Annotated in this window: 30 protein-coding genes; 16 read left to right on the forward strand and 14 right to left on the reverse strand. The window is 40.4% G+C overall.

The features are described 5' to 3' along the window. Window positions 1-372 (forward strand): hypothetical protein, encoded by a 372-nt coding sequence (locus Q1A31_RS02665; RefSeq protein WP_299871952.1) that lies wholly within the window; start codon window positions 1-3, stop codon window positions 370-372. Window positions 373-421: 49 nt separating this feature from the next. Continuing rightward, window positions 422-889: a GNAT family N-acetyltransferase gene (locus Q1A31_RS02670; protein ID WP_299871955.1), complete on the forward strand. Its 468-nt coding sequence runs from the start codon at window positions 422-424 to the stop codon at window positions 887-889. A gap of 20 nt (window positions 890-909) precedes the next feature. Here Q1A31_RS02670 and argS read toward each other — a convergent pair whose 3' ends face one another. From argS to Q1A31_RS02685, 3 genes are all read right to left on the reverse strand, one after another. Then, window positions 910-2,637, reverse strand: a complete 1,728-nt coding sequence (gene argS / locus Q1A31_RS02675) for an arginine--tRNA ligase (protein WP_299871958.1) — start codon at window positions 2,635-2,637, stop codon at window positions 910-912. Window positions 2,638-2,805: 168 nt separating this feature from the next. After that, window positions 2,806-4,158 carry a S41 family peptidase gene (locus tag Q1A31_RS02680; RefSeq protein ID WP_299871961.1) on the reverse strand — a complete coding sequence of 451 codons (1,353 nt, stop codon included), beginning with the start codon at window positions 4,156-4,158 and terminating at the stop codon, window positions 2,806-2,808. A gap of 100 nt (window positions 4,159-4,258) precedes the next feature. Beyond that, window positions 4,259-5,497: a murein hydrolase activator EnvC gene (locus Q1A31_RS02685; protein ID WP_299872221.1), complete on the reverse strand. Its 1,239-nt coding sequence runs from the start codon at window positions 5,495-5,497 to the stop codon at window positions 4,259-4,261. Between the two features lie 202 nt (window positions 5,498-5,699). On the opposite strand from Q1A31_RS02685, the gene Q1A31_RS02690 reads away from it, so the two are divergent. The 7 genes from Q1A31_RS02690 to Q1A31_RS02720 all read left to right on the forward strand — a co-directional run bounded on the left by Q1A31_RS02690 (window position 5,700) and on the right by Q1A31_RS02720 (window position 10,959). Beyond that, the gene (locus Q1A31_RS02690; RefSeq protein WP_299871963.1) at window positions 5,700-6,050 is read left to right on the forward strand and encodes a helix-turn-helix transcriptional regulator; all 351 of its coding nucleotides are present in this window, start codon (window positions 5,700-5,702) and stop codon (window positions 6,048-6,050) included. A 157-nt stretch (window positions 6,051-6,207) separates the two neighbouring features. Continuing rightward, complete coding sequence (locus Q1A31_RS02695; protein WP_299871966.1) at window positions 6,208-6,633, forward strand: rhodanese-like domain-containing protein; 426 nt, start codon at window positions 6,208-6,210, stop codon at window positions 6,631-6,633. 29 nt (window positions 6,634-6,662) lie between these two features. Next, window positions 6,663-6,914 (forward strand): glutaredoxin 3, encoded by a 252-nt coding sequence (gene grxC, locus Q1A31_RS02700; protein WP_299871969.1) that lies wholly within the window; start codon window positions 6,663-6,665, stop codon window positions 6,912-6,914. Then, window positions 6,907-7,446 (forward strand): protein-export chaperone SecB, encoded by a 540-nt coding sequence (gene secB / locus Q1A31_RS02705; protein ID WP_299871971.1) that lies wholly within the window; start codon window positions 6,907-6,909, stop codon window positions 7,444-7,446. Before grxC ends, secB begins: the two co-directional genes overlap by 8 nt. A 74-nt stretch (window positions 7,447-7,520) precedes the next feature. Further along, window positions 7,521-8,534 (forward strand): NAD(P)H-dependent glycerol-3-phosphate dehydrogenase, encoded by a 1,014-nt coding sequence (locus Q1A31_RS02710; RefSeq protein ID WP_299871973.1) that lies wholly within the window; start codon window positions 7,521-7,523, stop codon window positions 8,532-8,534. A gap of 171 nt (window positions 8,535-8,705) precedes the next feature. Then, complete coding sequence (locus Q1A31_RS02715; protein ID WP_299871974.1) at window positions 8,706-9,680, forward strand: ornithine cyclodeaminase family protein; 975 nt, start codon at window positions 8,706-8,708, stop codon at window positions 9,678-9,680. Window position 9,681: 1 nt separating this feature from the next. After that, window positions 9,682-10,959 (forward strand): FAD-binding oxidoreductase, encoded by a 1,278-nt coding sequence (locus tag Q1A31_RS02720; RefSeq protein ID WP_299871976.1) that lies wholly within the window; start codon window positions 9,682-9,684, stop codon window positions 10,957-10,959. A 167-nt stretch (window positions 10,960-11,126) separates the two neighbouring features. On the opposite strand, the gene ilvD is transcribed toward Q1A31_RS02720, so the two are convergent. Both ilvD and Q1A31_RS02730 read right to left on the reverse strand, forming a co-directional pair. Continuing rightward, window positions 11,127-12,977: a dihydroxy-acid dehydratase gene (ilvD, locus tag Q1A31_RS02725; RefSeq protein ID WP_299871979.1), complete on the reverse strand. Its 1,851-nt coding sequence runs from the start codon at window positions 12,975-12,977 to the stop codon at window positions 11,127-11,129. Between the two features lie 393 nt (window positions 12,978-13,370). Further along, on the reverse strand, window positions 13,371-14,675 hold the full coding sequence (locus Q1A31_RS02730) for a patatin-like phospholipase family protein (RefSeq protein WP_299871982.1): 1,305 nt from the start codon (window positions 14,673-14,675) through the stop codon (window positions 13,371-13,373). A 182-nt stretch (window positions 14,676-14,857) separates the two neighbouring features. Here Q1A31_RS02730 and Q1A31_RS02735 point away from each other — a divergent pair, with 182 nt between their 5' ends. The 3 genes from Q1A31_RS02735 to Q1A31_RS02745 all read left to right on the forward strand — a co-directional run bounded on the left by Q1A31_RS02735 (window position 14,858) and on the right by Q1A31_RS02745 (window position 16,877). Beyond that, window positions 14,858-15,400 carry a pseudouridine synthase gene (locus Q1A31_RS02735; protein WP_299871984.1) on the forward strand — a complete coding sequence of 181 codons (543 nt, stop codon included), beginning with the start codon at window positions 14,858-14,860 and terminating at the stop codon, window positions 15,398-15,400. A gap of 225 nt (window positions 15,401-15,625) precedes the next feature. Further along, window positions 15,626-16,360, forward strand: a complete 735-nt coding sequence (locus tag Q1A31_RS02740; RefSeq protein ID WP_299871987.1) for a hypothetical protein — start codon at window positions 15,626-15,628, stop codon at window positions 16,358-16,360. Window positions 16,361-16,433: 73 nt separating this feature from the next. Then, window positions 16,434-16,877: a (4Fe-4S)-binding protein gene (locus tag Q1A31_RS02745; RefSeq protein ID WP_299871990.1), complete on the forward strand. Its 444-nt coding sequence runs from the start codon at window positions 16,434-16,436 to the stop codon at window positions 16,875-16,877. A gap of 120 nt (window positions 16,878-16,997) precedes the next feature. Here the strand turns inward: Q1A31_RS02745 and gloB are convergent, their stop codons facing one another. Next, entirely contained in the window at window positions 16,998-17,813 is an 816-nt protein-coding gene (gene gloB / locus Q1A31_RS02750; protein WP_299871993.1) for a hydroxyacylglutathione hydrolase, read from the reverse strand. Between the two features lie 27 nt (window positions 17,814-17,840). On the opposite strand from gloB, the gene gmk reads away from it, so the two are divergent. After that, window positions 17,841-18,452, forward strand: coding sequence for a guanylate kinase (gene gmk / locus Q1A31_RS02755; protein ID WP_299871996.1), 612 nt, complete (start codon window positions 17,841-17,843; stop codon window positions 18,450-18,452). Window positions 18,453-18,516: 64 nt separating this feature from the next. On the opposite strand, the gene Q1A31_RS02760 is transcribed toward gmk, so the two are convergent. Further along, the gene (locus Q1A31_RS02760) at window positions 18,517-18,867 is read right to left on the reverse strand and encodes a nucleotide pyrophosphohydrolase (protein ID WP_299871999.1); all 351 of its coding nucleotides are present in this window, start codon (window positions 18,865-18,867) and stop codon (window positions 18,517-18,519) included. Window positions 18,868-18,988: 121 nt separating this feature from the next. Next, window positions 18,989-19,330, reverse strand: a complete 342-nt coding sequence (locus tag Q1A31_RS02765) for a TusE/DsrC/DsvC family sulfur relay protein (protein WP_131907441.1) — start codon at window positions 19,328-19,330, stop codon at window positions 18,989-18,991. A 119-nt stretch (window positions 19,331-19,449) separates the two neighbouring features. On the opposite strand from Q1A31_RS02765, the gene Q1A31_RS02770 reads away from it, so the two are divergent. Beyond that, window positions 19,450-20,307 carry a CPBP family intramembrane glutamic endopeptidase gene (locus tag Q1A31_RS02770; protein WP_299872005.1) on the forward strand — a complete coding sequence of 286 codons (858 nt, stop codon included), beginning with the start codon at window positions 19,450-19,452 and terminating at the stop codon, window positions 20,305-20,307. On the opposite strand, the gene Q1A31_RS02775 is transcribed toward Q1A31_RS02770, so the two are convergent. From Q1A31_RS02775 to Q1A31_RS02785, 3 genes are read right to left on the reverse strand one after another with little or no spacing between them, the layout of a single operon-like run. Then, window positions 20,304-20,966, reverse strand: a complete 663-nt coding sequence (locus tag Q1A31_RS02775; RefSeq protein WP_299872007.1) for an ABC transporter ATP-binding protein — start codon at window positions 20,964-20,966, stop codon at window positions 20,304-20,306. The two genes, Q1A31_RS02770 and Q1A31_RS02775, sit on opposite strands and share 4 nt — an antisense overlap. Continuing rightward, window positions 20,963-21,742 carry an ABC transporter permease gene (locus Q1A31_RS02780; RefSeq protein ID WP_299872009.1) on the reverse strand — a complete coding sequence of 260 codons (780 nt, stop codon included), beginning with the start codon at window positions 21,740-21,742 and terminating at the stop codon, window positions 20,963-20,965. Before Q1A31_RS02780 ends, Q1A31_RS02775 begins: the two co-directional genes overlap by 4 nt. A 40-nt stretch (window positions 21,743-21,782) precedes the next feature. Beyond that, window positions 21,783-22,886 (reverse strand): hypothetical protein, encoded by a 1,104-nt coding sequence (locus tag Q1A31_RS02785; RefSeq protein WP_299872012.1) that lies wholly within the window; start codon window positions 22,884-22,886, stop codon window positions 21,783-21,785. Window positions 22,887-23,177: 291 nt separating this feature from the next. Here Q1A31_RS02785 and Q1A31_RS02790 point away from each other — a divergent pair, with 291 nt between their 5' ends. Next, on the forward strand, window positions 23,178-24,074 hold the full coding sequence (locus tag Q1A31_RS02790; protein ID WP_299872015.1) for a bifunctional helix-turn-helix domain-containing protein/methylated-DNA--[protein]-cysteine S-methyltransferase: 897 nt from the start codon (window positions 23,178-23,180) through the stop codon (window positions 24,072-24,074). A gap of 2 nt (window positions 24,075-24,076) precedes the next feature. Further along, window positions 24,077-24,676, forward strand: a complete 600-nt coding sequence (locus Q1A31_RS02795) for an alpha-ketoglutarate-dependent dioxygenase AlkB (protein WP_299872017.1) — start codon at window positions 24,077-24,079, stop codon at window positions 24,674-24,676. On the opposite strand, the gene Q1A31_RS02800 is transcribed toward Q1A31_RS02795, so the two are convergent. The 3 genes from Q1A31_RS02800 to Q1A31_RS02810 all read right to left on the reverse strand — a co-directional run bounded on the left by Q1A31_RS02800 (window position 24,671) and on the right by Q1A31_RS02810 (window position 26,926). Further along, window positions 24,671-25,030, reverse strand: coding sequence for a GFA family protein (locus tag Q1A31_RS02800; protein WP_299872020.1), 360 nt, complete (start codon window positions 25,028-25,030; stop codon window positions 24,671-24,673). The genes Q1A31_RS02795 and Q1A31_RS02800 overlap by 6 nt on opposite strands. Before the next feature lie 9 nt (window positions 25,031-25,039). Further along, complete coding sequence (locus Q1A31_RS02805) at window positions 25,040-25,957, reverse strand: NAD(P)-dependent oxidoreductase (protein WP_366942962.1); 918 nt, start codon at window positions 25,955-25,957, stop codon at window positions 25,040-25,042. Window positions 25,958-26,038: 81 nt separating this feature from the next. Next, a complete protein-coding gene (locus Q1A31_RS02810; RefSeq protein WP_299872025.1) occupies window positions 26,039-26,926 on the reverse strand; it encodes a LysR family transcriptional regulator in 888 nt (295 codons plus the stop codon). Between the last annotated feature and the right edge of the window lie 74 nt (window positions 26,927-27,000).

Raw genomic sequence — 27,000 nt, forward strand, 5'->3', positions numbered from 1 at the left:
GTGAGTGAATCTCCATTATTGTTAGCAGTCAGTGAAATTGGGGGGTATCCAAATTTCACTGAGTTGTATCAAAAACTGGGCTTTGAAGTCATCACCGAAACCAGTATGCGGAAAGTACTAAAGTTGCTTAAGAAAAAAGTCCCTACTGTAATCGTCGCCGAATTTAATTATCAATCCGACTTTCGTGATCGAACCAGCTCTTTAGAATCCATGATGTCCGTCGTTCAAAGACATAGTGGAATAAGAGTAATTATTTTCTATGATAAAGAGCACGAAAGCCAATTAGCTAAATTGCAGGCTCGCTATGATATTGCGGAATCATTGAGTTTCCCGATAACAGAAGAAAAACTTAGTGAAGCCGTTAAAGCCTGAGCGCTGTTAAAACTAAGAATATTTAAACTCTAAAGAAATGGTAGCGGATTTGATTTATAGACAAGCGCAGGAAAGTGACCTCTCTACTTTAATAGAAATGTTGGCTGATGATCAGTTGGGTGCGCATCGCGAAGATTCTTCAAAGCCTGTTAATGAGGCTTATATAAAAGCGCTGAAGATAATTAGTGATGATATCAATAATGAATTGATAGTTGCGGAGATAGAAGAAGGATCAGAAACATCGATTATTGGGATGTTGCAACTTACCTTTATTCCATATCTCACTTATAAAGGCTCATGGCGTTGTTTAATCGAGGGTGTGCGTGTGCATAAAGATCATCGCAGTAAAGGATATGGTAAGCAGCTATTCGAATGGTCAATAAAACGCGCCAAAGTACGGGGGTGTAATATTGTTCAGTTAACCTCAAACAAACAGCGTTCTGATGCTATCCGGTTTTATAATGATCTTGGATTTAAAGCCTCGCATGAAGGCTTTAAATTAATGATTGAGGATTGATGATTCAATCTACGAATACGTTACATTCGTTCCATTACATCAATACCCAGCAAGTCCAATCCAGTTTTCAGCGTATTAGCGGTAAGTTGAGATAACTTTAAGCGGCTTTGTTTGGTGTTTTCATCGGCTTTCATAATTGGGCAAGCTTCATAAAAAGTCATGAAGTTTCCAGATAACTCATAAAGATAATTACACAAAATGTTAGGCGTACCATCTTTGGCTACAGCTTCAATGGCTTCTGAAAGTTGTAATAGCTTGCTTGCTAACTGACGTTCTACAGGCTCTTCAATAATAATTTTCGCAGATGTATCAATTGCACCAGCTTTACGGAATATGCTTTGAATTCGCGCATAGGCGTATTGTAAATAGGGAGCTGTATTTCCTTCAAAGCTGAGCATGGTGTCCCAGTTGAAAATATAGTCGGACGTCCGATTCTTGCTCAAGTCTGCGTATTTTACAGCGCCAATGCCAACAGTCTTGGCGATGCTTTCACGACTTTCCTGGTCTAAGTCAGGGTTCTTTTCCGTAACAAGATCAAGCGCGCGCTGCTGGGCTTCATTGAGTAAATCAATAAGTTTCACGGTGCCACCAGTTCTAGTTTTAAATGGTGTGCCGTCTTTACCCATCATGGTGCCGAATGCCATGTGTTCGAGGCTGGTTTCTTCTTTTACAAATCCTGCTTTTTTGCCCACAGCAAATACTTGTCTGAGATGCAGGCTTTGGCGTGCGTCGACAAGATACAGGCCACGTGTCATCTTCAACGTATCATTACGATAGCGAAGTGCGGCTAAGTCTGTCGTCGCGTATAAATAGCCACCATCAGATTTTTGCACAATCATCGGAATGATTGAGTCGTCTTTACCTTTAAACTCTTCGAGAAAAACGCATTGCGCGCCTTGGTCTTCAGTTAATAGACCTTTTGTTTTCAGGTCGCTAATAACATTGGCCAAGTCGTCGTTATAGGCACTTTCTGGCATCACATCTTCACGTGTTAGTAATACGTTCAGAATTTTGTAGATTTCATCACAATGATTGAGTGAGGTATCAATGAACTGTTTCCATAAGGCCAGAAACTCTGGGTCACCTGCTTGTAGTTTGACTACGTTATCACGAGCCTGTTTAGCGAAATCAGCATCTTCATCAAAGCGCACTTTTGCTGCTTGATAAAACTTTTCTAAATCGGCTAATTGCAGCGTGATTTCACTGTCTTGCTGTTTTAACTCACCCATGTATGTGAGCAACATGCCAAATTGAGTGCCCCAGTCGCCGACATGGTTTTGGCGAATCACTTTGTGTCCGCTAAACTCTAAAACACGGGCGATTGAATCTCCGATAATGGTAGAACGCAAATGGCCAACATGCATTTCTTTGGCTAGATTTGGTGCTGAGTAATCGATGACGACGGTTTCAGGGTGTTCTGCTTTCTCTATATTTAATCTATCTGACTCGAGCGTTTTTTCTACTTGTTGTTGCAACCACTCGTTCTTTAAATGAATATTGATAAATCCAGGTCCGGCTATTTCCAGCTTATCCGCGTAGGTCGATAGATCAAGGTTTTCTAAAACTTTGGCGGCAAATTCTCGGGGATTCATTTTGAGTGCTTTAGCAGCGCCCATTATGCCATTTGCCTGGTAGTCACCAAACTCTGGTCGAGAGGAAGTTTTTACAACGGCAGGAGCATTGTTAAGCGCGCCAGCATCGGCCAATGCCTGAGTGATTATTGTTTCAAGTTGTGTGCGAATATTCATGGGCGGGGATTCTACCGCAAAAAATGATTGATGCCTTACTCTTTAGCGAAAACTTTAAGTGTAAGGCTAATTAATATTTGGTCTCGCAAAAAAAGTGCCTAAAAGTAGGGGGGTGACTATTTAATAATCCCCCACAGTCATTTTTATAATAAATTCTTAAAAGAATCATTAGCCTTTCTTTAAATTCATTTCTTGAATCAGATTCATACTTTTCAACAAATTAAGGGCTTCGTAGAGTTGGAAATCAGTTTCGACTAAGTTTTTCTCTTCTGATTTATCTTTAGCATCTATTGCATCATTGTTAGATGCTTCAGGTTTCTTTTTCTCTCCGTTGGGATTAGAGATGTGGCCACTTAAATCTGCTTCTGATAGAGGAGAAATGTCTTCTTCAGTATTCTCATCTTTCTTTTTGAATTCGAGTTCTTCAACGGTAATGTCTGGCTCAATGCCTTTCGCCTGAATTGATCGGCCTGATGGTGTGAAGTAACGTGCTGTGGTTAATTTTACGCCAGTCTTTTCGTCCAGAGGGAGTACCGTTTGAACGGATCCTTTACCAAATGTTTTAGTGCCAATGATTAGTGCTCGCTTATGATCTTGTAAAGCGCCTGCAACAATTTCAGAGGCTGAGGCTGATCCTTGATTAACGAGTACGACTAAGGGCGCACCTTCGAGTAAATCATCAGGTGTCGCGTTATAACGCATTAGGGCATCATCAACGCGCCCTTCGGTATAGACGATATTACCTTTTCTTAAGAAAACATCAGATACGCCAACTGCCCCATTTAAAACACCGCCAGGGTTATCTCTTAGATCAAGTACCAGTCCTTTTAGTGCATTTTTATTATCTTTAAGTAGATCTTCAATAGCCGTTTTGGTGTTATCAGTTGTCTTAGATTGAAAGCTAGAGATACGAAGATATCCATAATCTTTTTCTAGAATTCTCTTTTTAACGCTTTTTACTTTGATTACATCTCGAACGATTGTGATTTTGAACGGCTTTGATTTACCTTCACGAGTAATTAATAGTTCGATGGCTTCGCCAGGTTTACCACGCATTAATTTGACTGCATCGTTGAGTGTTAAACCCTTAACCGATTTATCATCGAGGCGAATTATTAAGTCACCTGATTTTAGCCCTGCCTTTTTCGCTGGCGTATCGTCGATAGGAGCGATGACTTTAACGAAGCCATTTTCCATGCCGACTTCAATACCTAAGCCGCCAAATTCACCTGAAGTGCCCACACGCAATTCTGTAAAAGCTTCCTCATCAAGATATGCAGAGTGAGGGTCAAGCCCTGATAGCATGCCACTGATCGCATCAGTGATTAATTTTTTATCATCCACTTCTTCTACATAATCATTTTTGATTCTGGCGTAGACTTCTGAGAACTTTTTGAGTTGCGCAAGTGGAAGCGTTTGAGAGCTAGGTTTTAAAGCAAACGCATTAATGCTAAAAGAGACCGCGAGCCCAATAAAAACGCCAGAAATAGCGCCAGTAGTTAGTGATTTTTTTAAGGGCATACAACTCTCTAATACACAAGTAGGATGAATCGATATTACCCTAATATTAGAGATATTGTCACTAAATAAGCTGAGTGAAAAATGCTTATTTTTTTAATACTTACCTGCACCATTGGGCAGGATTATGGTGTGTTGTGCCACGGCGAATCTCAAAATATAAGCCAGAGTTAGTTTGGCTGCCAGAATTTCCTACTGCGGCAATGATTTCGCCCGCCTTTACAATCTGTCCTTCTTTCTTATAAACGCTGCGGTTATAGGCATACAGACTGCGATAATTCTTATCATGACGGATAATAACAAGATAGCCATAGCCTTTTAATCGGCCGCTATATTCGACTTTGCCACGGGCTATGGCATGTACATTGGAGCCCGCTGGCGCAGAAATAATGACACCTTTCCATCTTTGTTTAGTGTTTCTACTGCTGCCATATTTTTGAGTAAGACGACCCTTAACTGGCCATGAAAGTCTTCCTTTGAGAGAAGAAAATGGTTTATTAGGAACAAATCGTCTGCTGACTACCTGGCCTGTTTGTTTTGGTTTAGTTGCTTTGGGTGTTGTCTTTGGTGTTGCTTTTTGGCTAGCTATTTTTTTCAGTTGTTCCTGTCTTTTTCGTTCCGCTTCTTCCTTTCGGTTTTTTTGGGCGAGTCTTTCTATGACACCTTTTAGGCGTGACTCTTCCTTCTTCAGTTTCGATAATTTTTGCTCTTGCGAGTAGACGACTTTCTTCTGTTTCTTAAGGGCGGACTCATGTTCTGCTACTGTCTTTTTCAACAGCATTTTTCTTGAACTTTGTTTGGCTTGCAATTCATTTAAGGTCTTGGTATCAGCATTGATCTTATCTTGGATCAGTTTTACTTTATCCAGCTGGACTTGAATGCCTTTAATACGCTTTAAACGATGTTTATTCATGTATTCGTAGTACTTTATCGTTCTACTAATATCTGATGGATTGTCCTGCTTGAGTAATAACCGTAAATGAGATTGTTTGCCCGATGTATACAAAGCCTGCATTTGCTGTGCAAGGGCATCTTTTTGTTGATTGGTTTGTATCAATAATTTCCGTTTTTTTTCGTTCGACTTGTTTAGATTGGACGTTAATGAATTTATTTTAGTCTCGGTACTATGGAGTCTTTTGGAAATCTCATTGAGTTTGTCTTCTGTGACTATCACTTTTTTTGAGAGCTGCTTCGACTTGCTTCGTTCCTTCTCAAGTATTTTGTTTGTGTTTGATATCTTGTTCTGGATTTTGCTTTGTTTTTGTCCAGATGTTTCTGCAAAGTTACTGGATATAGGCATTGTCAGTAAAGCACAGCAAGCAAGTGCCGTAAAAACATTCATTTTCACAGTCGAACTTTTTATTTTAATTGTTGTAATTTTTAGCCCCATTTGTCGAGATTTTATCAGTTCGTAAACGAACTTTTAAGCATTAACGTAAATTATAATCGGCTTGATATAAAAACAGTCGGAGTATATTATAGTATCGTTGTTTTATAATATATTGAATAACGAATATAACCTACCTGTCGAGTATCTATAATATATGAATAGTCCGAAAATTGCCCAGGGTGCAGATGAAAGTTGCACACTTGTGAGCGACCTTTTAGTTAGAGAGGAGGACGTTGAAACAGCATCGCGTTCACTTAAAGCTATTTCTCATCCATTGCGTCTGAAAATTTTGTGTGTGCTTGGTGAAAATGAAGTCAGTGTTCAAGATATCGTAGAATGTGTCGGTACATCACAAAGCAATATCTCACAGCATTTAGCTATTTTACGTGACAAAGGAATACTCGCTTCGAGAAAAGAAGCAAATCGAGTATTTTATCGTGTTGGTGATGCTCGCACGCTTAAGCTTATCAGCATGATGCAAGATGTTTTTTGCAGTACACACTGATATTTATCGCTAGGTTTTAAGCATTAAACTTTCGACTGAATAGCAATATAAAATTCCATCAGGCTGACTCTTCAGCCTGAAAAAACAGTATTAGAGCTTTACGCAAAGCTCTAGTGCGGTTATCTTACCCCTTTTTATTCATTTCTAAAGAAAATTCATGCAAGAATATATTGATTTCGCTGGTAATAACCCATTGCCTATACTGGGTTTTGTTGCAGTATTATTGTTTATTATCAAACTTGAAATATCTCGTTTTACACGAAAATATAAGCAGGTTAATGTTAATGAAGCCGTAATGTTATTAAATAAAGATAACGCTGTGGTTGTTGATGTACGTGAAGATAAAGAATTAACGTCAGGAATCATTAAAGGTGCTAGACATATAACCTTGGCGCAATTACCTCAAAAAATTGGTGAATTAAGCAAGAACAAACAATCTCCGGTATTGGTTTATTGCCGTAGTGGTAGTCGTTCTGGAAATGCATGTAATCAATTAACAAAAGCTGGTTTTGAAGATGTTTCTAATCTTGCTGGTGGTATCATGGCATGGGAATCAGCAAATTTACCATTGTCTAAGCGATAGAAGTTTTAGATATGCCAGCTGAAGTAATTATGTATGCCACAAGATTCTGCCCATATTGTATGCGTGCAAGGTCTTTATTCAAGAAAAAAGGCGTAGAATATACTGAAATTAGCGTAGGTCGCGACCGTGATCTATGGGATGAAATGGAACAACGTAGCGGGCGAAATACCGTTCCGCAAATTTTTATAAATGATGAATCCGTAGGTGGTTATGATGACATTGCCGCTCTCGACCGACAAGGCGAACTGGATCAGAAATTAGGGATAGAACAAGATGGCTGAAGATACAAATTCACAAAACGGCGCAAAACCAAACGGACAGGAAGCTGTTCAGAAAACTGAAGCTCAAGAGCAGCAGTTCATTATCGAGCGTGTGTACGTAAAAGATATTTCATTTGAGTCTCCGAATAGTCCAGCTATTTTCACACAGGATTGGGAACCAGATACAAACCTAAACCTAAATACTCAGGTTAATCCGTTGGGTGAAGATCATTATGAAGTTGAGCTTCATTTAACAGTATCAGTAAAAGGTAAAGACGGAAAAACGGCGTTTCTTGTAGAAGTAGTTCAAGCAGGTGCTTTTCTTATCAAAGGTTACCCAGCTGAGCAATTAAACCATTTATTGGCTAGTTACTGTCCAAGCAACTTATTCCCTTATGCACGTGAAGTGATTTCAAACTTGGTATCTAAAGGTAGCTTCCCTGAAATGCATCTTTCTCCAATTAACTTTGATGCACTTTACGCACAAAACGTTGCTAAGCAGCAAGAAGCTCAAGCAAACGGTGGAGCACCAGCAGAGACGACTGAAGTATAATTAGTCGATCTGTCTAAGCATATATCGTTTAAGAGTAAGTATTAGAAGAGTAAATTTAAGAAGAGTAAAAAAACATGACAACATCAGAGCGTCCCCAGAAAATATCGGTTTACGGTGCAGGTTCATGGGGAACTGCTCTGGCGTTGCAACTCGCTAGAAATGGCATAGATGTATTGCTCTGGGATTTCAATCCCGAGCATATCGAAGCTTACGATAAAGCCCGCGAAAACACCGGATTCCTTCCGGGAATTCCTTTCCCAGATAATCTGAAGTGTTCTAGTTCAATCGATGATCTAGTTCAACATTCTTACGATCAATTAATCGTTATACCCAGTCATGGCTTTCGTGATTTGCTTAAGCAATTAAAACCAAAACTTAGCAAGCAACACACCATTGTTTGGGCAACCAAAGGCCTTGAAGTGGGAAGCGGAAAGTTGTTGCATGAAGTGCTTATTGAAGAATTAGGTACAGATATACCTTATGGTTTGGTTTCTGGACCTACCTTTGCCACTGAAGTTGCCAAAGGTTTGCCGTCAGCAATGACTGCAGCGGCATCTACAGAAGCATTGGCAGAACGAACTGCTGCAGCATTTCAAGGGGGTAATTACCGTGTTTATACCAGTGATGATGTGCTCGGCGTAGAACTCGGGGGTGCAGTGAAAAATGTGCTAGCCATAGCCGCTGGAATTTCTGATGGTTTAGGCTTTGGCGCAAATGCAAGAGCTGCGATTATCACTCGAGGTCTTGCGGAAATTATGCGACTTGCCGATAAGATGGGTGCGCAACATGAAACAATTATGGGCTTATCCGGTGTTGGTGATCTGGTTTTAACGTGTACCGACAATCAATCACGTAATCGACGTTTGGGTTTAGCGCTTGGTGAGGGGAAAGATCTTGATGCTGCAATTGCTGAGATTGGACAAGCCGTGGAAGGCGCCAAGACATCACACAGTATCCATATGCTAGCTGAGCGTGCCGGGATTGAGATGCCGATTAGCGAATGCGTTCATCAGGTTCTTTATAAAGGCATGGCACCCGAAGATGCCGTCACAGAATTATTTGCGCGCGAGTTGAAGCCTGAATTCTAATTTTTAAAACTGAATTACTGATTACTTATCTTTAATTCCCTGTCTTTGATCTATCCTGTAATTTTTATTATGTTCTCTGATTCATCCTCATAAGAAAAAAATGCCCTCAAAGTAGGGGGGTGTGATTTTAATAAACTATAATATCCTGTATCAAATATTGTGAGCATTTAAATGAATTCCATACCTTATCTTGGCAGTGAGCAACTTAAAGCAAAACTTCCGTGGCTAGACCTGATTGATGCCATCGATACCGTTTTCACCTCTGAAGTGATTGAGCCCTTGCGTCACCAGCATGACTTGAACGTACCCAATGAACCAACCGCTTCTTTGTTATTAAAACCAGCCTGGATTGAAGGCGAGTATCTTGGGGTGAAGCAAGTTACTATTTTTCCTGGGAATAGCGCTCGAGGGCTTCCCGGGCTAAATGGTAGTTATCTACTCAGTAGTGCAAAAACAGGCGAACCATTATTGCAAGTTGATGCGGATGAGCTAACTGCCAGACGCACTGCTGCAGCCTCAGCGCTGGCCTGCCGATATTTATCCCGTGCAGATTCGCATAAATTATTGCTCATCGGTTCTGGTCGATTAGCCCGTGAATTAGTATATGCACACAGTGCTGTCCGACCAATAGATCAAATCGAAGTATGGAGCCGCAATCAACAATCTGCAGAAAAACTGGTTGCCACATTTGTTACAGAAGGATTGCCCGCAACGGTCTGTACGGATGCAGATTTAGCTTATTCCGCAGCTTCGGCAGATATCATCAGCTGTGCAACCATGTCGACTCAAGCAATTATTTTAGGTGAATGGCTAACGCCTGGTACGCACCTCGATTTAGTAGGTGGATTTAAACCAGATATGCGTGAAACTGATGATGCTGCGGTCCAGAAATCAGCCGTTTTTGTCGACACACGATTGGCAGCCATCGTTGAAGCGGGTGATTTAACTCAACCCATAGAAAATGGTACGTTTGATAAAAATGATGTCGTTGCCGAATTATCTGAATTAAGTGGAAAGCAGCACGAGGGTCGCAGTCAGCTTTTAGACAGCGATCAACAAATTACACTCTTTAAATCGGTGGGTGCAGCAAGAGAGGATTTAGCGGCAGCTATTTTGGCTTATGAAGGTTTAGTAGACGAAACTTAAGATGAATCAAGACCAACCAAAAGGCACTGTTGCGATTGTCGGCAGTGGCATTATTGGTATTACTACAGCGCTCGAATTACAGGAAGCTGGTTATCAGGTTACGTTATTTGATAAAACGAACCCAGCAACTGAGACTTCCTATGGTAATGCCAGCTTCCTTGCCATAGAGCTCATTGATCCTCAGGCTACAGTGGGGAATATTGTCTCTGCAGTGAAGCAACTTTTTAGTGAAAATGCGGCATTAAAAGTTACCCCAGATCACTTGTTTTCCTTCATCCCGTGGAGCATCAAGTTTCTAAAAAAGGCGGCTAAATCACGGCAAAATAAAAGCCGTAAAGCCATTGTCGCTTTAAATAAACATTCCATAAATGCCTGGAAATCGCTATTAAATAAATCTAATTGCGAAGAAATGATGCGTAAAAGTGGCTATCTCCAAGTATGGGAAAAGTCTTCAAGTATCAAGCAAGCAGAAAACTGCCAGAAAGCACTACAAGCACAGGGTATTGAGTGTGAAATCTTAAAAGATTCGGCATTATTTGATATAGAGCCCGCGTTATCACGTGATATAAAACATGCGCTTTATTGCCCAGAATCCGTGCAATTATTAGAGCCCTATGAAACGGCAGTCGCGCTATTTGATCGCTTTGTAGAGCAAGGTGGGAATTTCAAACAATCAGAAGTGAAGCAAATCTCTACGCCTGATCAACGCGTTGGTTTATCTACCTCCAGTGGTGATTTTGACTTTGATAAATTAGTGGTTTGCGCGGGAGTCTGGAGTAAAAAACTACTTGAACAGCTGGGGCTGGATATTCCGCTGGTAGCCGAACGAGGTTATCACTTAACGTTTCCAGATAGCCCAGTTAAATTTAAGCGTTTGATTATGTCGGCTGATAGGCATGTGATGTTAACGCCACTCAAAACCGGAATGCGAATCACCGGTTTTGCCGAGTTTGCCAATGTGGATTCAAAACCCGTTGCAAAGCGTTATGAAACCTTGAGTAAGCATATCAATGCGATAATCCCGAATTTTGATGCTGATAAACAACAGCCCAGTGAATGGATGGGTAATCGCTCAACATTGCCAGATTCTTTGCCAGTTATCGACTTGCACCCGCAACATCCTCAAATTGGGATGGTCTTTGGTCATCAACATTTGGGATTAACGCAAGCACCCATATCGGCAAAAATTATTACGGCGTTGATTGATAGTGATAAAAACAATCAAACACTGGCTGACTTTAAAGACGTATTGAGTAGTTTTTCAGTAAATAGGTTTTAACAGATTTTTTTATATTCCTGAAAAAAAACGCCCCAAAGTAGGGGGGTGTGTATGACAACAAAGCAGCATGGTTATATAAAAACTATATACGAAAATAAAGCACAAAAAAGCCTCGAGAGTATCGAGGCTTTTTTAATACATTCAATGCATAGGTATAACGCTAAACATTACTTTTCAACTTGAGACACATCTCTAACCGCACCTTTTGCTGCAGATGTTGCCATAGCTGCGTAGGCTCTTAATGCTGGAGTGACATTTCTCGGACGAGGCCCAGCTTTCCAGCCTGCGCTACCTTTGGCATCCATTGCATCACGGCGCTGTTGCAGCTCATCATCAGAAATTCTAAGCGAAATTTTACGGTTCGGAATGTCGATATCTATGGTATCGCCTTCTTCGACTAGTCCAATCGCTCCGCCTTCTGCTGCTTCTGGTGAAGCGTGTCCGATCGATAAACCCGATGTGCCGCCAGAGAAACGACCGTCGGTGATTAATGCACAAGCTTTGCCAAGACCTTTTGATTTCAAGTAACTGGTCGGATACAGCATTTCCTGCATGCCCGGTCCACCTTTTGGTCCTTCATAAAGAATAACAACGATATCGCCTTCGACGATCTCATCAGCAAGGATTGCGGTTACTGCATCATCTTGAGATTCATAAACACGTGCGCGCCCTTCAAAGGTCAAGATATGTTCATCAACGCCCGCTGTCTTTACGATACAGCCATCTTCTGCGATATTTCCGTAAAGTACTGCTAAACCACCGTCTTTAGAGTAAGCGTGTTCAACATCACGAATACAGCCGCCGACTTTATCAATGTCTAGATCATCCCAGCGTTTGCTTTGACTAAAGGCATGCACGGTACGTACATTTCCCGGAGCCGCTTTATAGAAAGTTTGTACTTCTTCAGATGGGTTACGTGCGATATCCCACTTTTCCAGTGCTTCGCCCATTGTGCGCGCGTGAACGGTGTTACATTCTGTATGAAGCATACCGCCTCGTTCTAGCTCGCCCAGAATTCTGAAAACGCCACCAGCGCGATGTACATCTTCCATGTGGTATAGCTGAGTTGCAGGTGCTACTTTGCTCAAATTAGGCACTGAGCGAGACAAACGATCCATATCGTCCATGGTGAAATCGACTTTAGCTTCATGAGCTGCTGCAAGTAAATGCAGAACAGTATTGGTCGAACCACCCATGGTGATATCGAGACTCATCGCGTTTTCGAAGGCTTTGAAGTTAGCAATGTTACGTGGTAATGCAGTCTCGTCGTCTTCTTCATACCAACGTTTAGTCAGAACCATAATCTGACGAGCCGCTTCTAAGAATAACTGCTCACGATCAGAGTGTGTTGCCAGCATCGAACCATTGCCTGGCAACGATAAACCTAAAGCTTCTGTCAAACAGTTCATTGAGTTTGCAGTAAACATGCCTGAACACGAACCACAGGTAGGACAGGCTGAAACTTCCGTCTTAAACACATCTTCATCTGAGACTTTATCATCAGCGGCGGAAACCATGGCATCAACCAGATCAAGTTTTACCACCTGATCTTGAATAACCGCTTTGCCCGATTCCATCGGTCCACCAGATACAAAGATCACTGGAATGTTCAAGCGTAAGGCAGCGTTTAACATGCCCGGTGTGATTTTGTCGCAGTTAGAAATACAGACTAAAGCATCCGCACAATGCGCGTTCACCATGTATTCCACAGAATCAGAGATAATTTCGCGTGATGGCAAACTATAAAGCATGCCATCGTGACCCATTGCTATACCGTCATCAACAGCAATGGTATTGAATTCTTTTGCGACACCGCCCGCTTTTTCTATTTCGCGTGCTACAAGCTGACCCATGTCTTTCAGGTGGACATGACCTGGCACAAACTGCGTGAATGAATTTGAAATAGCGATGATTGGCTTACTGAAATCGTCATCTTTCATACCAGTAGCGCGCCATAGGGCTCTGGCTCCAGCCATATTACGGCCGTGGGTGGATGTGCGTGAACGATACTCTGGCATGGGGATTCTTCTCTATTATAAATGGTAGAAGGCTATTTTAACGCTGAATCAGGGTCTTTGGAAATACTCTTTAAAAAAGCGGTTAAAAGTAGGGGGGTGACCTTTAAATTATTAACGGATCTTTTGTGAAAGTGTGATGAACTTCACGGAATTAACAGTGAGAATCCAATATATTATTCATACAGCAATAGTCACAGTCATAAAAGACAAAGGAGCTAATCATGAAACTTACAATCTTACCCATATTGATCATTAGCCTAATGCTTGCGGCGACAATTATTATATCCGCAGAAGTGTTGATGTCTCCTTTCTAGCAGGCTTTGAAGCATCTCTTTGAGAATGCTTTTAAAAAAGTGCTCCAAAGTAGGGGGGTGACCTTAAATATTGAATGCCTTACTTTAGCCCGTTAATAAATGCTTGAAAGCTCTTTGAGCGTTGCATTAATTTCATGCCAGCATCTTCCAGTTGATCTACGGTTTTATTCGGTAGCTCGAGGGCAGTGGGAACGATTCCTAATTCTTTAAGTTCCGAGGGTCTCAGGTCTTCAAGATTAATTTCAATCAATTGAAACTCTATATTTGCGCAGTCTTTACTGGGCTTTTCTCGACAGCGTGATGTTTGTACTTGTTTTTTCCAGACAGGGAATTTGCTCGTTAATAAGTCAATAGTCTCCGTGTTGTACTTATTGGATTGGATTGTGGTGGTGGTATCAATCACATCAACCGTTGAAGGCGCTCGCTTTCGGGTGGCAATAATGGGGTTTTGAAAACTGGCGGCATTAACGCTGATAAAAACCATCTTTTTGGTGTCCTGCATGCCGTAGGTTTTCATCGCACTCCACATGCTGTCGTTATGAAACGAAATGATATCCAGAATAGAGCGTATGCCCAGATTATCAGCGACTCCACCATCGACTAAATGCAGGTATTTTAACTTTTTATTATCGCGGTAGTTTTTAACTCTAAGGGCATCTTTATAACGCTTTTGCTTATTTTTTACTTTGTTTCTATTGCGTTTTTGAACATCCCAAACGATAGGTGAAAACTTGCAACTGCCCGCGTGATTCTCCAGAGTGATAGGAGAGAAAACAACAGGCACGGCAGAAGAGGCAGCAACGGCACGAGATATCGGATAGCTATTTAAATCTGAGCAAATCCAGCTGAAATGATAGCCAGTAAAAGAAAAGCCTTGTCCCAATGACAAGTCTGTCGCATTGATAACGATAAATGGAGCATCGGGGCGCATATCGCCAAAATGTTTCTTTTTGAAAATAGTCTGGTGATAATATTCTGCGGCTAGATCGCTGCGTTCAAACAGCGCTGGCGCTAATCGAATCCAGGATTTTGGGCTAAATAAAGAAAGGTTGAGTAATTCTGTCTGGATTTTTCTCTTAAGCACTTTCTTCTCAAAATCTTTGAAAATGCCATCGCCAAATAAACCATAATACGCTGAGGTGAAACTTCCGCCAGATACCGATGAAATCATGTCGACTTCATCCAGTAAGCGTCGTTGTTTATTGCCGATATTGACGTTGGTGTCACGTAATTTTTTTAGAACGCCGTATGACAGTGCCGCAGAACGGGTTCCACCACCTGAAAATGCCATAAATAAAGAAAGCTCGTCAGATCGTTGATTTTTTGGTGCTGAGCCTAATGCTGCTAATTCTGAGCTAGATTTAGCCTTCAGGGGCTCGTTCATTTTAGGGGAAGTAACGCTACAAGCACTAAGAAATAACCCGCTAAAAATTATGCATAGTGGCTTAGCTGTGAATATTTTTCTTATGCGGCTTAGTGTTGTTATTTGTGACATAGTGGTTAAAGTAGTCTCTTGTAAATCTTTTAGCATAGTGTGTTAGTAGCTTAGTGTGTTAGTTTATCTTTATGTCAAAAATAATTCTATTCAATAAACCCTTCGGTGTTTTAACCCAATTTACTGACAGCGAAGGGCGTGCGACTCTGGCTGATTACATCAAACAAAAAGGTGTATATGCGGCAGGGCGTCTTGATCGTGATAGTGAAGGTTTATTGGTGTTAACTGATGATGGAAAGCTTCAAAATCGAATAGCCAGCCCAAAACATAAAATGTCTAAAACCTATTGGGTGCAGGTGGAAGGTGAGCCGAAGGAGTCTGACGTAAATAAATTACGTGAAGGCGTAGAACTCAAAGATGGCATGACCATGCCAGCAAAAATCAAAATTATTCCAGAGCCTTATTTATTGTGGGAGCGGGATCCGCCAGTACGTGTTCGTAAGACCATTCCGGATAGCTGGTTGGAAATTACGATTAGTGAAGGTCGAAACCGGCAGGTTAGGCGGATGACCGCAGCAATCGGCTATCCAACATTACGTTTAATTCGGTATCGAGTGGGTTCCTGGACGATTGATGGGTTGGGTAAAGGGGATCTGAAAGAACTTGAAGTTTAATTGTAAAAACTTAGTCGAGGTATAGACTGTCGACGAGCTAGTTCTAAGCTTTGGTATACATGAGTTGTCCATTTCAAAAAACAAAATGGCAAGCTCATGGTAAGTAAGGGGTGTGAAAGTGTGTACTCCTAATTGTTTCAGTCACTGATGTTAATATACTAGATTACTTGCGATAAATTGGCAGAGAGCGAATAATCCATCATTTAAAGCCTTCTGGGATTAGCCTTGCCTCTTATATTCGAAGAACTCGATTTTCGACATACGCCACTTGGCGAAATAAGCTTAAGAAAGCGTTCAGAGCCTCGCCTGGAAAATAAACTCATTTACGAAGTTAAGATGAATGAAGAGTTTTTGATGTCGAGTCTGTTTGTCGAAGCAGAATTACAACTCTCTCACCTTGGTTTAGCAGCGCTTGGCGATAAGTTTGATGATAAACCACTAGATGTGATCGTCGGCGGTTTGGGGCTCGGTTATACGGCAGCAGCGGCGCTAGAGAATTCTTCTGTTGCAACCTTGAAAGTGATCGATGTGATGCCGCCAGTGATTGAATGGCATGAAAAAGGTTTGGTGCCTTTAGGTGAGGAACTCATGGCTGATTCTCGTTGTGAGCTAGTGTTGGGAGATTTCTTCGCCATTGCGAGTGCAGATACTCAGGGCTTTGGTAAAGCTAATCAGGATAAAAAAGTAGATGCTGTACTCTTGGATATCGATCATTCGCCCAGCTTTTTATTATCGCCTGGGAATGCTTCCTTTTATTCCAGCAAGGGTTTGTCTTCTTTAGCCAATAAAATAAATCAGGGAGGTGTATTTGCGCTTTGGTCGGACGTTAAAGCAAGTGATGACTTTATCCAGTTACTTGAAAGTGTTTTTGCTGATGTTAAATCTCATCTGGTATCGTTTGCTAATCCATATACGCAGGAAACTTCCAGTAATTATGTTTATACGGCAATCGTTAGATAAGTGAAGAGATTATTAGAAGTATTTTTTAGAGCTATTTTCAAAGTTAAACTTACAAGGTATTAAGGAGGAATTTATGAAAGAAGTCATCAAGCATTATTCTAAAGATAATATTACGGTCGTTTGGCAACCCGCCAAATGCTCACACTCTAAAATATGTTTTCATGATTTACCTCAGGTGTTTAATCCAAATAATAGACCATGGGTAACATTGAGTGAATGCTCAGAAAAAGAAGTAATAGCGCAGGTTAAAAAATGCCCATCTGGGGCGTTATCAATTAAACAAAATGAGGAAGTCGCAATGCAAGAAAAAAACATGCAAGAATCAGATACTAGTAATACAACCAAAGTAAAAGTAGCCAAAGGTGGCCCATTATTGGTAGAAGGGAATATAACAATAACCATGCCCGATGGTGAAGAAGTGGCGAAAGAAGGTATGACTGCGTTATGTCGTTGCGGGGCTTCGGCGAATAAACCGTATTGCGATGGTAGTCATAGCAAAATTGAGTTTGATACTTAAAAAGCACTAATAGAATTAATGGTGCATCAGTTTTGGTGCTGAGTTGTCGAATAAAGAGTTAATGTAAAACCCCCTTAAAGTAGGGGGGTGACCTTGAGCTTAACTAGAATGATAAGGCTATTAATCGTATTCCGAATCTTTCCAGGTACGCATTGCCGTAAACACTTCTGTAGAGTTTTGTAACGGTTTGCCCGCTATTTCAGAAACTCTATTAATTACATGAGGTAAATGAGTTCTCAGAAATGGATTGGTTTCCAGCTCTAATGATAGTCGAGAGGGGACTGTAGCCTGATCGTTATCCAGCAATGCCATTGAATCTTCTTCTCTTGCCAAAAGGTCACCACTATCCGGTTCTACCCATTTGGCAAACCCAATATTGTCCATCGTGTATTCGTGAGCGCAGTAGATCAGCGTATCTTTAGGCAGTTTCGAAATTTTTGCTAGAGAGTCATGAAGATCTTTCATGGTGCCGTTGAAAACGCGTCCGCAACCTGCGGCAAAGAGCGTGTCACCGCAAAATAGACGACCTTCTCCTGTTTGGTCAGCGTTTTCTTCCAGTGTGTAATAAGCAATATGCCCGGCAGTATGACCGTGTACATTCATTACCTGAAAGTCTGTATCAATCTGATCAATATGGATTTTTTCATTCCCCTGGAGTGGATGCGTAATATGTGGGATACGTTCACTCGCAGGTCCATAAACCGGAAGATCTGGATACTTTTCTAATAATTTACCAATACCGCCAACATGATCTGCATGAAAATGGGTGATGAGAATGGCAACAGGTTGAATGCTATCTTTTTCTAACGCTTCAATGACAGGAGTAGCATCTCCCGGATCGACAATCGCGGCGTATTGTTGCTTTTCATCACAAATAAGCCAGATATAGTTGTCAGAAAAAGCTGGGACAGTGATAATACGATTCTTAGAAGACATAATAATTAATTTTTTTGAGAGTGGTAAATGAGTACGGGAACACTATACATTATTTCTGCACCTTCGGGAGCGGGTAAAACCAGTTTGATTACTAAGCTATTGGAAACATTGGACGGTGCTGAAATGGCCGTCTCTCATACTACTCGTAAAGCCCGTGAAGGCGAAGTTAACGGAAAGCATTATCATTTTATCGATGCAGATACCTTCCTCAATGGTGTACATAATGGCGAGTTTTTAGAGCATGCAAATGTGTTTGGTAATCATTATGGAACCGCTAAAAAATCAGTGGAAGATATACTCAACAAAGGCGTTGATGTGATTCTGGAAATTGATTGGCAGGGTGCTCAGCAAGTAAGAGACTTGATGCCTGATTCGTTGTCAATTTTCATTTTGCCACCCTCCAAAGAAGAGCTAGAAAAGCGTTTGCGTGGTAGAGGTACGGATAGTGATGAAGTCATCTCAAAACGCTTGGGTCAATCGGTTGATGATATTCAGCATTACTCTGAATTTGATTACGTCGTGATAAATGATGACTTTAATGACTCGGTAGATACGTTAAAGAGTATTTTTGTTGCCAATAGAGCTCGTTGTGAGCAGCAGCAAAAGATAAATGCAAAAATATTGAAAGGACTTTCTTAGCTGATAAATAGCTAACAAGTGGAATCAAAATATTGAAAAAGTGCCTTAAAGTAGGGGGGTGACTTTATAATTTATTGTATTTGATCGCCAATCCCTTAGACTTTTCAACAGGGTATTTTTCAGCATTTAGAATCATTTTACGCTTTGCTGTCTCTACAAGATCGACATCTAATTTATCTGCCAGTCGAATTAGATAGATAAAAATGTCGGCCATTTCCAGGCTTACTTCATCCAGAGTCTCTGCAGAAAGATTTTTGCTTTGTTCATCCGTCAGCCATTGAAAGTGCTCAACTAATTCTGCGCATTCAACAATCATCGCCATAGAAAAGTTTTTCGGCGAATGAAACTGATCCCAGTCACGTTCTTCGGCGAACTCTCGTAATTTAAGTTTTAGTGATTCTATTTCTGCTGACATGCTTAAGTTTTGATAAATATAAGTATCATAGCAAATTAACGCCATTAAAAAAGCCAGTCGTTTTTACGTGACTGGCTCCTTGAATCATTTTTTAACTCTTAATGTAATATAAAAGTTAAAATCAACTACAGCCTTTAGGTCTTGGTAATCCAGCCACTTTATTGGCTGATTTAATCAATCCGCCTTTAGGGAAGAAGCTAAAGATATACTTATTTGATGAGCGATCTTTACCGAATTCTTCTTTCATCATCTTCATGAATTTACGTGGCTCAGCTACCTGACCGTTATCGTAAAATGCTTTACGGGTGAGGTTAATGATGTCCCAGTGCTCAGGAGTAAGTTCGTCAATACCTTCTACTTCTGTTGCAATTTTTTCTGCAATGGCTTCTGACCATTCGCTTAGATCTTCTAACCAGCCTGCTTCACTGAGTTGTATTGTTTTGCCTTCTACTTCGATTTCCATTATGTACCCTTTGAAGGTTAAATTTAATTTGTACGGTAGTATATCATTAAATACTAATAGATAACAAAATTGATACTTATGATTAATTTTATATGGGTATTTTCAGTTACAATTCAACAATGAAATTATTTACAAATTTTCTCGAGGTTTTGCAGTCCATTCATGAACAATCCTTTTTAAATAAGGATGTTAAAGACGCAAATAGTCAGAATCTTCAGCCTGGCCGGATTTATTGGGATAAGAGGCCGGCTATCGTTTTAATGGTCGTTGCTTTGTGTATATTGCTGCTTCATTACCTTAAATTTAATACGGCTTTTTATGCAACATTAAATCTATGGTTTTCTCAAGTTTCAGATAATCCAGCTGCGAAAGTGATGGAGTTGCGTAGACAAACATTCTTTCCACTAGTGACGCAAGCGTGGTGGGGCTTTTGGCATTTAATAACGTTTGTGTTGATACCAGTTTTGACAATTAAATATATCTTAAAAGAACCTCTAAAGAATTACGGTTTAGGAGTTGGGCGTTTAAGAGAACATATAAAATGGTATGTGTTGCTTGCAGCTCCTATTTTATCTTTTGTTGTCATCGTAAGTTTTCGAGATGACTTCTCTAATCATTATCCATTTTATAAGCTGGCGCATCGCAGCTGGTTTGATTTGATCGCCTGGGAAATAGTGTATTTACTTCAATTTATTTGCGTAGAGTTTTTCTTTCGTGGCTTTATCATACAAGCCTGTCGCCCTGCATTTGGCGTTAACGCTATTTTCGTGATGATTGTGCCTTATATGATGATACATTTATCCAAGCCGTGGTTAGAGGCTAGTGGAGCTATATTCTTCGGTTTATTTTTAGGTGTTTTGGCGCTTCATACACGATCCATCTGGGGAGGTGTAGCTGTGCATGTGTCGATTGCTTTGAGTATGGATATTGCAGCGCTGTTGCAGACTAAAGGATTGCCTCAGCACCTTTTTCCTTAGGTTGAAGCTGTAGTGAACGCACTATAAAGTTCTATTGCCTGCTCTACATCGTCGTGAATTTCTAAATTGTCGCCAGTCAGTAATATTGCGACATCGCTATATTCTTTAATGGTTGCCATGCTGTGTGAAACCATGATGATACTTGAGTTCTCTCTTTTTGCAGCAAAGGCATCTTTACACTTTTTCTGAAAACCCTGATCACCAACCCCCATAATTTCATCTACTAAATAGACTTCAAAGTCTATTGCCATACTCAAAGCAAACGCGAGGCGAGAGCGCATACCCGATGAATATGTTTTTATGGGCTCGTAAATATAATCACCAATCTCAGAGAAGTCTTTAACATACTCAGTGACATATTTTATATCTGCGTTATAGATTCTACAGGCGAAGCGCAGATTTTCTATTCCTGTTAGAGAAGGATGGAATGAGCCTGTAAAGCCTAAAGGCCATGAGTATCTTCCTTTTCGGATGATTCTACCGCTGTCTGGATATTCACTCCCAGCTATCAATCTTAGAAGGGTTGATTTTCCGGCACCATTAACTCCTAAGACACCAATATTTTTTCTTTCAGGAAATTTAAAGTTAACATTTTTAAGAACAATATTCTGGCCATTAGCCATATCGTAAGCTTTATTAACATTTCGAAACTCAATCATACTTGTCGAGCCTTTTTACTACTTAATCTTTCCACTAATAACCCAAGGGTGAATATTCCTACGCAGATAAAAACAGCATATTCTGGATCATACAAATCACTTTCAAAGCTAGGATAGTATCCAGACCTGAACCATTCGATTAAATGAATCAATGGATTGAAATCTACAAATTCGAAGACTTCCGGTGAAAGAAAATTAGCTGTAAAAAATATTCCTGAAATGAAATATAAAGGTCGGGAAAACGCATTGAAAATACTTGTGTATGAAGGGTAGTGAGGAATAATTGCAGCATTAATTAAACCAATTCCAGTGCCAAGTAGAATGATTAACCCTGTTGGTTTCATCATTTCTAGAAAGCTATCTATCCTAATTCTTATGCCCATATAATGTGCGATAGCTAAAAAGAACAGCATAACTAAAAACAAGGTTGAAAATTCTAGAGCTACTCGTGAAATGGTGATGTCTATAGGCATCACTTGGGGATATCCGAGTAATGCTTTGTTTGAACTTAATCCTGTTGTGACATTGCTGACAATATTGCTATAAAGTAACCAGGGGATAATCCCAGTGAGAATAAATAGCCCCATACTATCTCCCAGCGGAGTTGCTCTATCAAGTGCTGAGAAAATACCTATAAACACGACAACATGTGCGAAAGGCTCAAATAATGCCCAAAAGAACCCAAGTTTGCTATTGCCATATCTAGCTCGAGTTTCTCGTAAGGTGAGTGCAGAAATTACTCTACCTTGAACGTTTAATGCGTTTAAAAATTCCATGATAAAATTTAGATTTAAAGGTCAGTGAAATTATCGTTGATCACATCCAACCAGCATGATCTCTGATAGAAGATATAATTAAACCTAACAACCCCCATAATAAAAGAGATGCTAAAAAGAGAATAATATAATCATCTGGTGTTTTAGGTTTAGAGGGTTTTTCGGGCAGTTTAGGTTGCACAATAACAATTAAATAACGATGTTGTTGTGTCGCATCAATACGTGACTGTTCAAGATTTAAAAGAGCTGCTTCATAAGATTTTTCTGCGAAGCCTTGCTCTGTTAATAGTTCCTCGTGCTTTGAAATTATCGAACTCATGGTTTTTGCATCAGTGCTATCAGTGATTCTTGTACTTCTGATGCGTTCAATATTAACCTGTTTTTTCAGGGAGAAAACTTTGTTTTTGGCTTCTATGATCTTTCTGGATGTGTCAGGAAATTCGAGTCTGAGGCTTCGTAAATCTGCTTCTGCACGAGCACGCTCAGCTTCTAATTCTTCTACCAGTTTTAGTTTTGATTCCGCGGATTGTTCTGGACTAAGTGCTTGTTCTTTTTCGCGAAAAGTTCTTACATCTGTACGCGCATTTTTTAGTTTTGTTTCGGCATTTTTTAATTCTTGTCGTGCGAATTTTAAACTGTCCTGACGAGATTTTTCAGATAAAGTATTAACCAGATCCTCACTGGCCGTTAAAATAGCCTTTATCACTTTTACTGCAGACTCAGGCTCAAATGCAGTGACCTTTAAATCCACTATTCCAGAAGTGGTGTCAAATTCTACATTTACCTTTTTTTGCCAGTATTCAACAATATCCTCTATGCTGGAGTCTTGTTCTAATCGGGACAGGAAGTCTTTATCTTCACGTGCATAGAGCTCATTAATGTCAAAATATTGCTTGGTACGTTCGATGACTTCTCTGGATTCTATAAAGTCTTTAACGATCAAAGCATCTCTTGTCGATGATACGCTTCCAGGAAGTCCTGTTAGAGCACCTAAAGGATCTGATTGACCCTGACCTTGTTTTTCAATAGTGAAGTGCGCATTCGCTTCATACTGAGGGCTTGCTACTTTGAGGTAATAAAGTGTTCCCAAAGTCATCGGGGTAACAAAAAATAACCAGAACAGAAGTGATTTAAAAATTTTCATAAAGGATTAGGCGATAGAAGCAAATGATCTGTGAGGTAGAATACTGATTTGACTGTTATTCTAGTATGAAGTTAGTGGTCATATTATTCAGAATATATGTTTTAACAATCTAGGTGTGTAAGATCGTGGAGTATATAGGAATAATCAAGAACTGGAAAACTATCTAAAAAAACCGCTCAAAGTAGGGGGGTGTATTCATTCTAAAATTCACTGATGGATTAGCAAGTTTCGGGTTTTGTTTCTTTGCTATAAAACCTATGATGTTCTTAATCAGACAGGATTGTAGTCATCATGAGTAACATTCAACAAAATACAGATAGTCGAGATTACGAGCGCATCGAAGCTGCTATTTTATTTATCAAAGAAAATTTTCAGCAACAGCCCAGTTTGGATGAAATCGCTGCGCAAGTTCACTTGAGTCCTTTCCACTTCCAGCGCTTATTTACCGATTGGGCCGGTATTAGTCCTAAGCAATTTCTCCAGTACACCAGTATTAATTATGCCAAACAGATTCTCAAAGAGAGCCAGTCTACTTTATTAGAAGTGTCAGAAGAAACTGGCTTGTCTGGTACCGGACGATTGCATGATTTATTTATAAAAATTGAAGGAATGACACCCGGCGAATATAAAAAAGGAGGAGAGTCACTCACAATATATTATCAATATATGCAAAGTGTTTTTGGTTTGGTGTTGGTTGCATCAACAGATAAGGGAATTTGTTATATGGGGTTTGTTGTGGAGGATAAAAGAAAGACGTTTGAGGAGTTACTAAAACGATTTCCTCAAGCTACCTTCATAGAAGCCGAAAAAGAACTTCATTCACACGTTGTCAATTTTGGTAAGTTTGATTCATATAATAGTGGGTCTGACTCATTCAATGATGGGATGATAAATTTGCATATTAAAGGGGCCGAGTTCCAGTTAAATGTCTGGGAAGCACTATTAAAAATTCCTTTAGGCCAGCTAAATACCTACGGTAATGTGGCAGATATTATTCAACGTCCTAAAGCATCCAGAGCGGTGGGCACTGCCATCGGGAGTAATCCTGTTGCTTTTTTGATTCCTTGTCATCGTGTTATCAGAGCTAATGGCGTGTCTGGTGGTTACATGTGGGGGCCAGAAAGGAAGTCTGCCATGCTTGGGTGGGAAGCTGCTCAGATTGCAAATAGCAAAAACGACAAGACGTAAATATGGATTTATTTGGTTTTGATTCTGATCTGAATATCCTGCCTTATGATGGGGATGTTTATTATTATGGCTGTATTTTAGAGTACGATTTCGCCAAACAAATCCGCTTGGATTTACTGCAAAATATCGCTTGGAAAAATGATGAAGTGGTTATTCATGGTAAACATATAATCACTGATAGAAAAATCGCGTGGTATGGCGATAAACCATACAGCTATACCTATTCAAATACTACCAAGCAAGCACATATGTGGACTGCGGAGTTATTACAATTGAAGCAGATCGTTGAAAAACACACAAACGCCGTTTTTAATTCCTGCCTGCTCAATCTCTACCATACTGGGGCTGAAGGACTATCCTGGCATAGCGATAATGAAAAAGAATTGGGTAAAAACTCGGTAATTGCTTCTTTGAGTTTAGGGGCAAAACGGAAGTTTTCTTTCAAGCACAAGCAAAGCAGAGAAACTGTTACACTTGAGCTTGAAGAAGGGAGTCTTTTGCTAATGAAAGGCGAGACCCAGCAGCACTGGTTGCATTCTCTACCCAAAACGACAAAAGTTCACGAGCCAAGAATTAACCTCACCTTCAGGCAGATGCTATAGGTCTTTTCCATCAAATACTGCGGCATCGATATTGTCTGTATCAATCTCATCAATACAGCCAAGATTGGCGCGATAGTGGTCAGGCATTCTCACTGTTTGATGGAATGGGTAAATGCCACAAACCTTACAGAAGAAGTGATGACCTACTTTGTCACCAAACTCATAAAGGCCAAGGTTATCCGGGTTTTTCAATTCGATATGGAATGCATCTGGTGGAATCACAAAATTTGTCATTAGTGCGCCCCTGCGTTTGCAAAACGAACAGTTGCAACGTAAACCCGCAGTAATCTCTTCTGAGTGTTCAAAAGAAAAGCTAACATTACCGCAATGGCAGTTACCTGAATAAGTTTTCATCGCTTTTCATCATCTTTTTTCGTTATCAAATTGCTTTACAAGCACAGAAGTGTCAGATCGAGAATAACCGCGGTCCTGGAGTTCTGCGTATTTTTCATCCACCTGTTTTGCAAGAGGTAACTCGACGCCGAGTTTTTCGGCTTCATCAAAGCAAATGGCCAAGTCTTTGCGCATCCAGTCGATCGCAAAACCAAAGTCAAACTCATTATTCATGGCTGTCTCTGTTCTATTCACCATCTGCCAGGAACCTGCGGCGCCATGTTGCAGTACATCAACCATCATTTTAGCATCGATATCAACAGCTTTAGCCATGCTCCAGGCCTCGCTTAATCCCTGTAATATACCGGTTATGCAAAGCTGATTTACCATTTTTAGGGCTTGCCCTTTACCTGAAGAACCAATCAGAGTGGTCGCTTTGGCATAACTATTCATAGCATCTAAAGCGTTATCAAAGCTTGTTTGATCACCACCAACCATAATTGTAAGAATCCCTTGTTCTGCTCCTGCCTGGCCGCCAGATACGGGTGCATCAAGGAATTCCATATTGTGTTTTTGGGCTTCAGCATATAATTCTTGAGCGAGGCTCGGGGAAGTTGTTGTATGGTCAACTAATAATGCTCCGGTTTTAGCGCTAGCGAATATTTTTGTGAAAACTTCTCTGACGTCATTATCGTTACCCAGACAAGTGAAAACGATGTCGGCATCTGCAACAGCTTCTTCCGGAGTTACAGCAAATTTTGCTGGGTTTTCATTAGACGAGTATTCATCAGCCCATTTTTCGGCTTTCGCTGTAGTACGATTAAAAACAGTGACCTCATAACCCTTTTTTACGAGAAATCCCGCCATTGGGTAACCCATAGCTCCTAAGCCTAAAAATGATACTTTTTGCTTCGACATATTTTTCTCCTCAAAATGAAATGATCTAATTTAACTGTTTTAATTGTAGTTGAACTCAACTGTTTGTGTAGGTTCAAAAAGTAGATTTTAGAAATTAATGAAAGTGATCATTTATTTCTTATGCTTTTCGAATTTTTTTAAAATTATTTCTAATAGCGCTTTTATCACTGGGTCTTCTTTTCGAGACTCTAAATAGGCCATTCTCAATGGTAGTGTGAACGATTCGCCTGGCCACACAACAATTTCACCTTTTTTTAATAAAGCATCGGCTTCATCATTACGAATAAAGGCGAGCCCAATGCCTGAGCGTAATAATGCGATTGTGGAATCTTCTGTAGCACTAGACGTTGCCCATGAAGGCTGTACTTTAGTATCTGAAAAAATAAGATTGAGAAATCTGTGATAAATGCATAAAGGCTCGGGGTAAATCCACGGGAGCTGAGCCAGCTCTTCTCGTCCAGCACGTTTTAGTTTCTCTTTCCACTTAGGTGCGGCGGCTATTACGGCGTGCGTATCACATAACTCAACATAACTGACTTTGTCGTAAGGAATATCTCCCGAAAAAAAGCTGACATCAAGTTGTCCTTTTCCTACCTTTTGAACCAGATCTATTGATGTGCCTTGGGTTAGCTGAATTTTAAGATTCGGGTACTCTGACATCAATGCGTTGTGCCATTTGGCAAGAAGCAGGTATTCGGCATCCGTGTTTAATCCTACCTTGGCTTGCCCCGTAATTTCTCCCTGAAGTGTTTTTGCTGCCAGCTTTAACTCGTTGCCTGCATTAATCACTAATTGTGCTTTATCTCGTAGCGACGTCCCGCTCTCTGTAAGTCGCATACCTTTCGGGGTTCGATCAAAGAGTTTGACTTCAAGCTCTTCTTCCAGTGCTTTTATATGCGCACTGACAGCAGGCTGACTAGTAAAAAGGCGTTCGGCTGCCTGTGTGAGATTGCCAGTATCAGCAACGGTGACAAAAGTTCTGAGTTGGTAGAGTTCCATGTGAAAGATGATGTCATTATTTTGAGCGATGAACAATTCTAATGATGAGCAATTCTAATAATGATTAAAAATAC

It is taken from the genome of uncultured Cocleimonas sp. (assembly GCF_947495625.1).
Taxonomy (GTDB): domain Bacteria; phylum Pseudomonadota; class Gammaproteobacteria; order Thiotrichales; family Thiotrichaceae; genus Cocleimonas.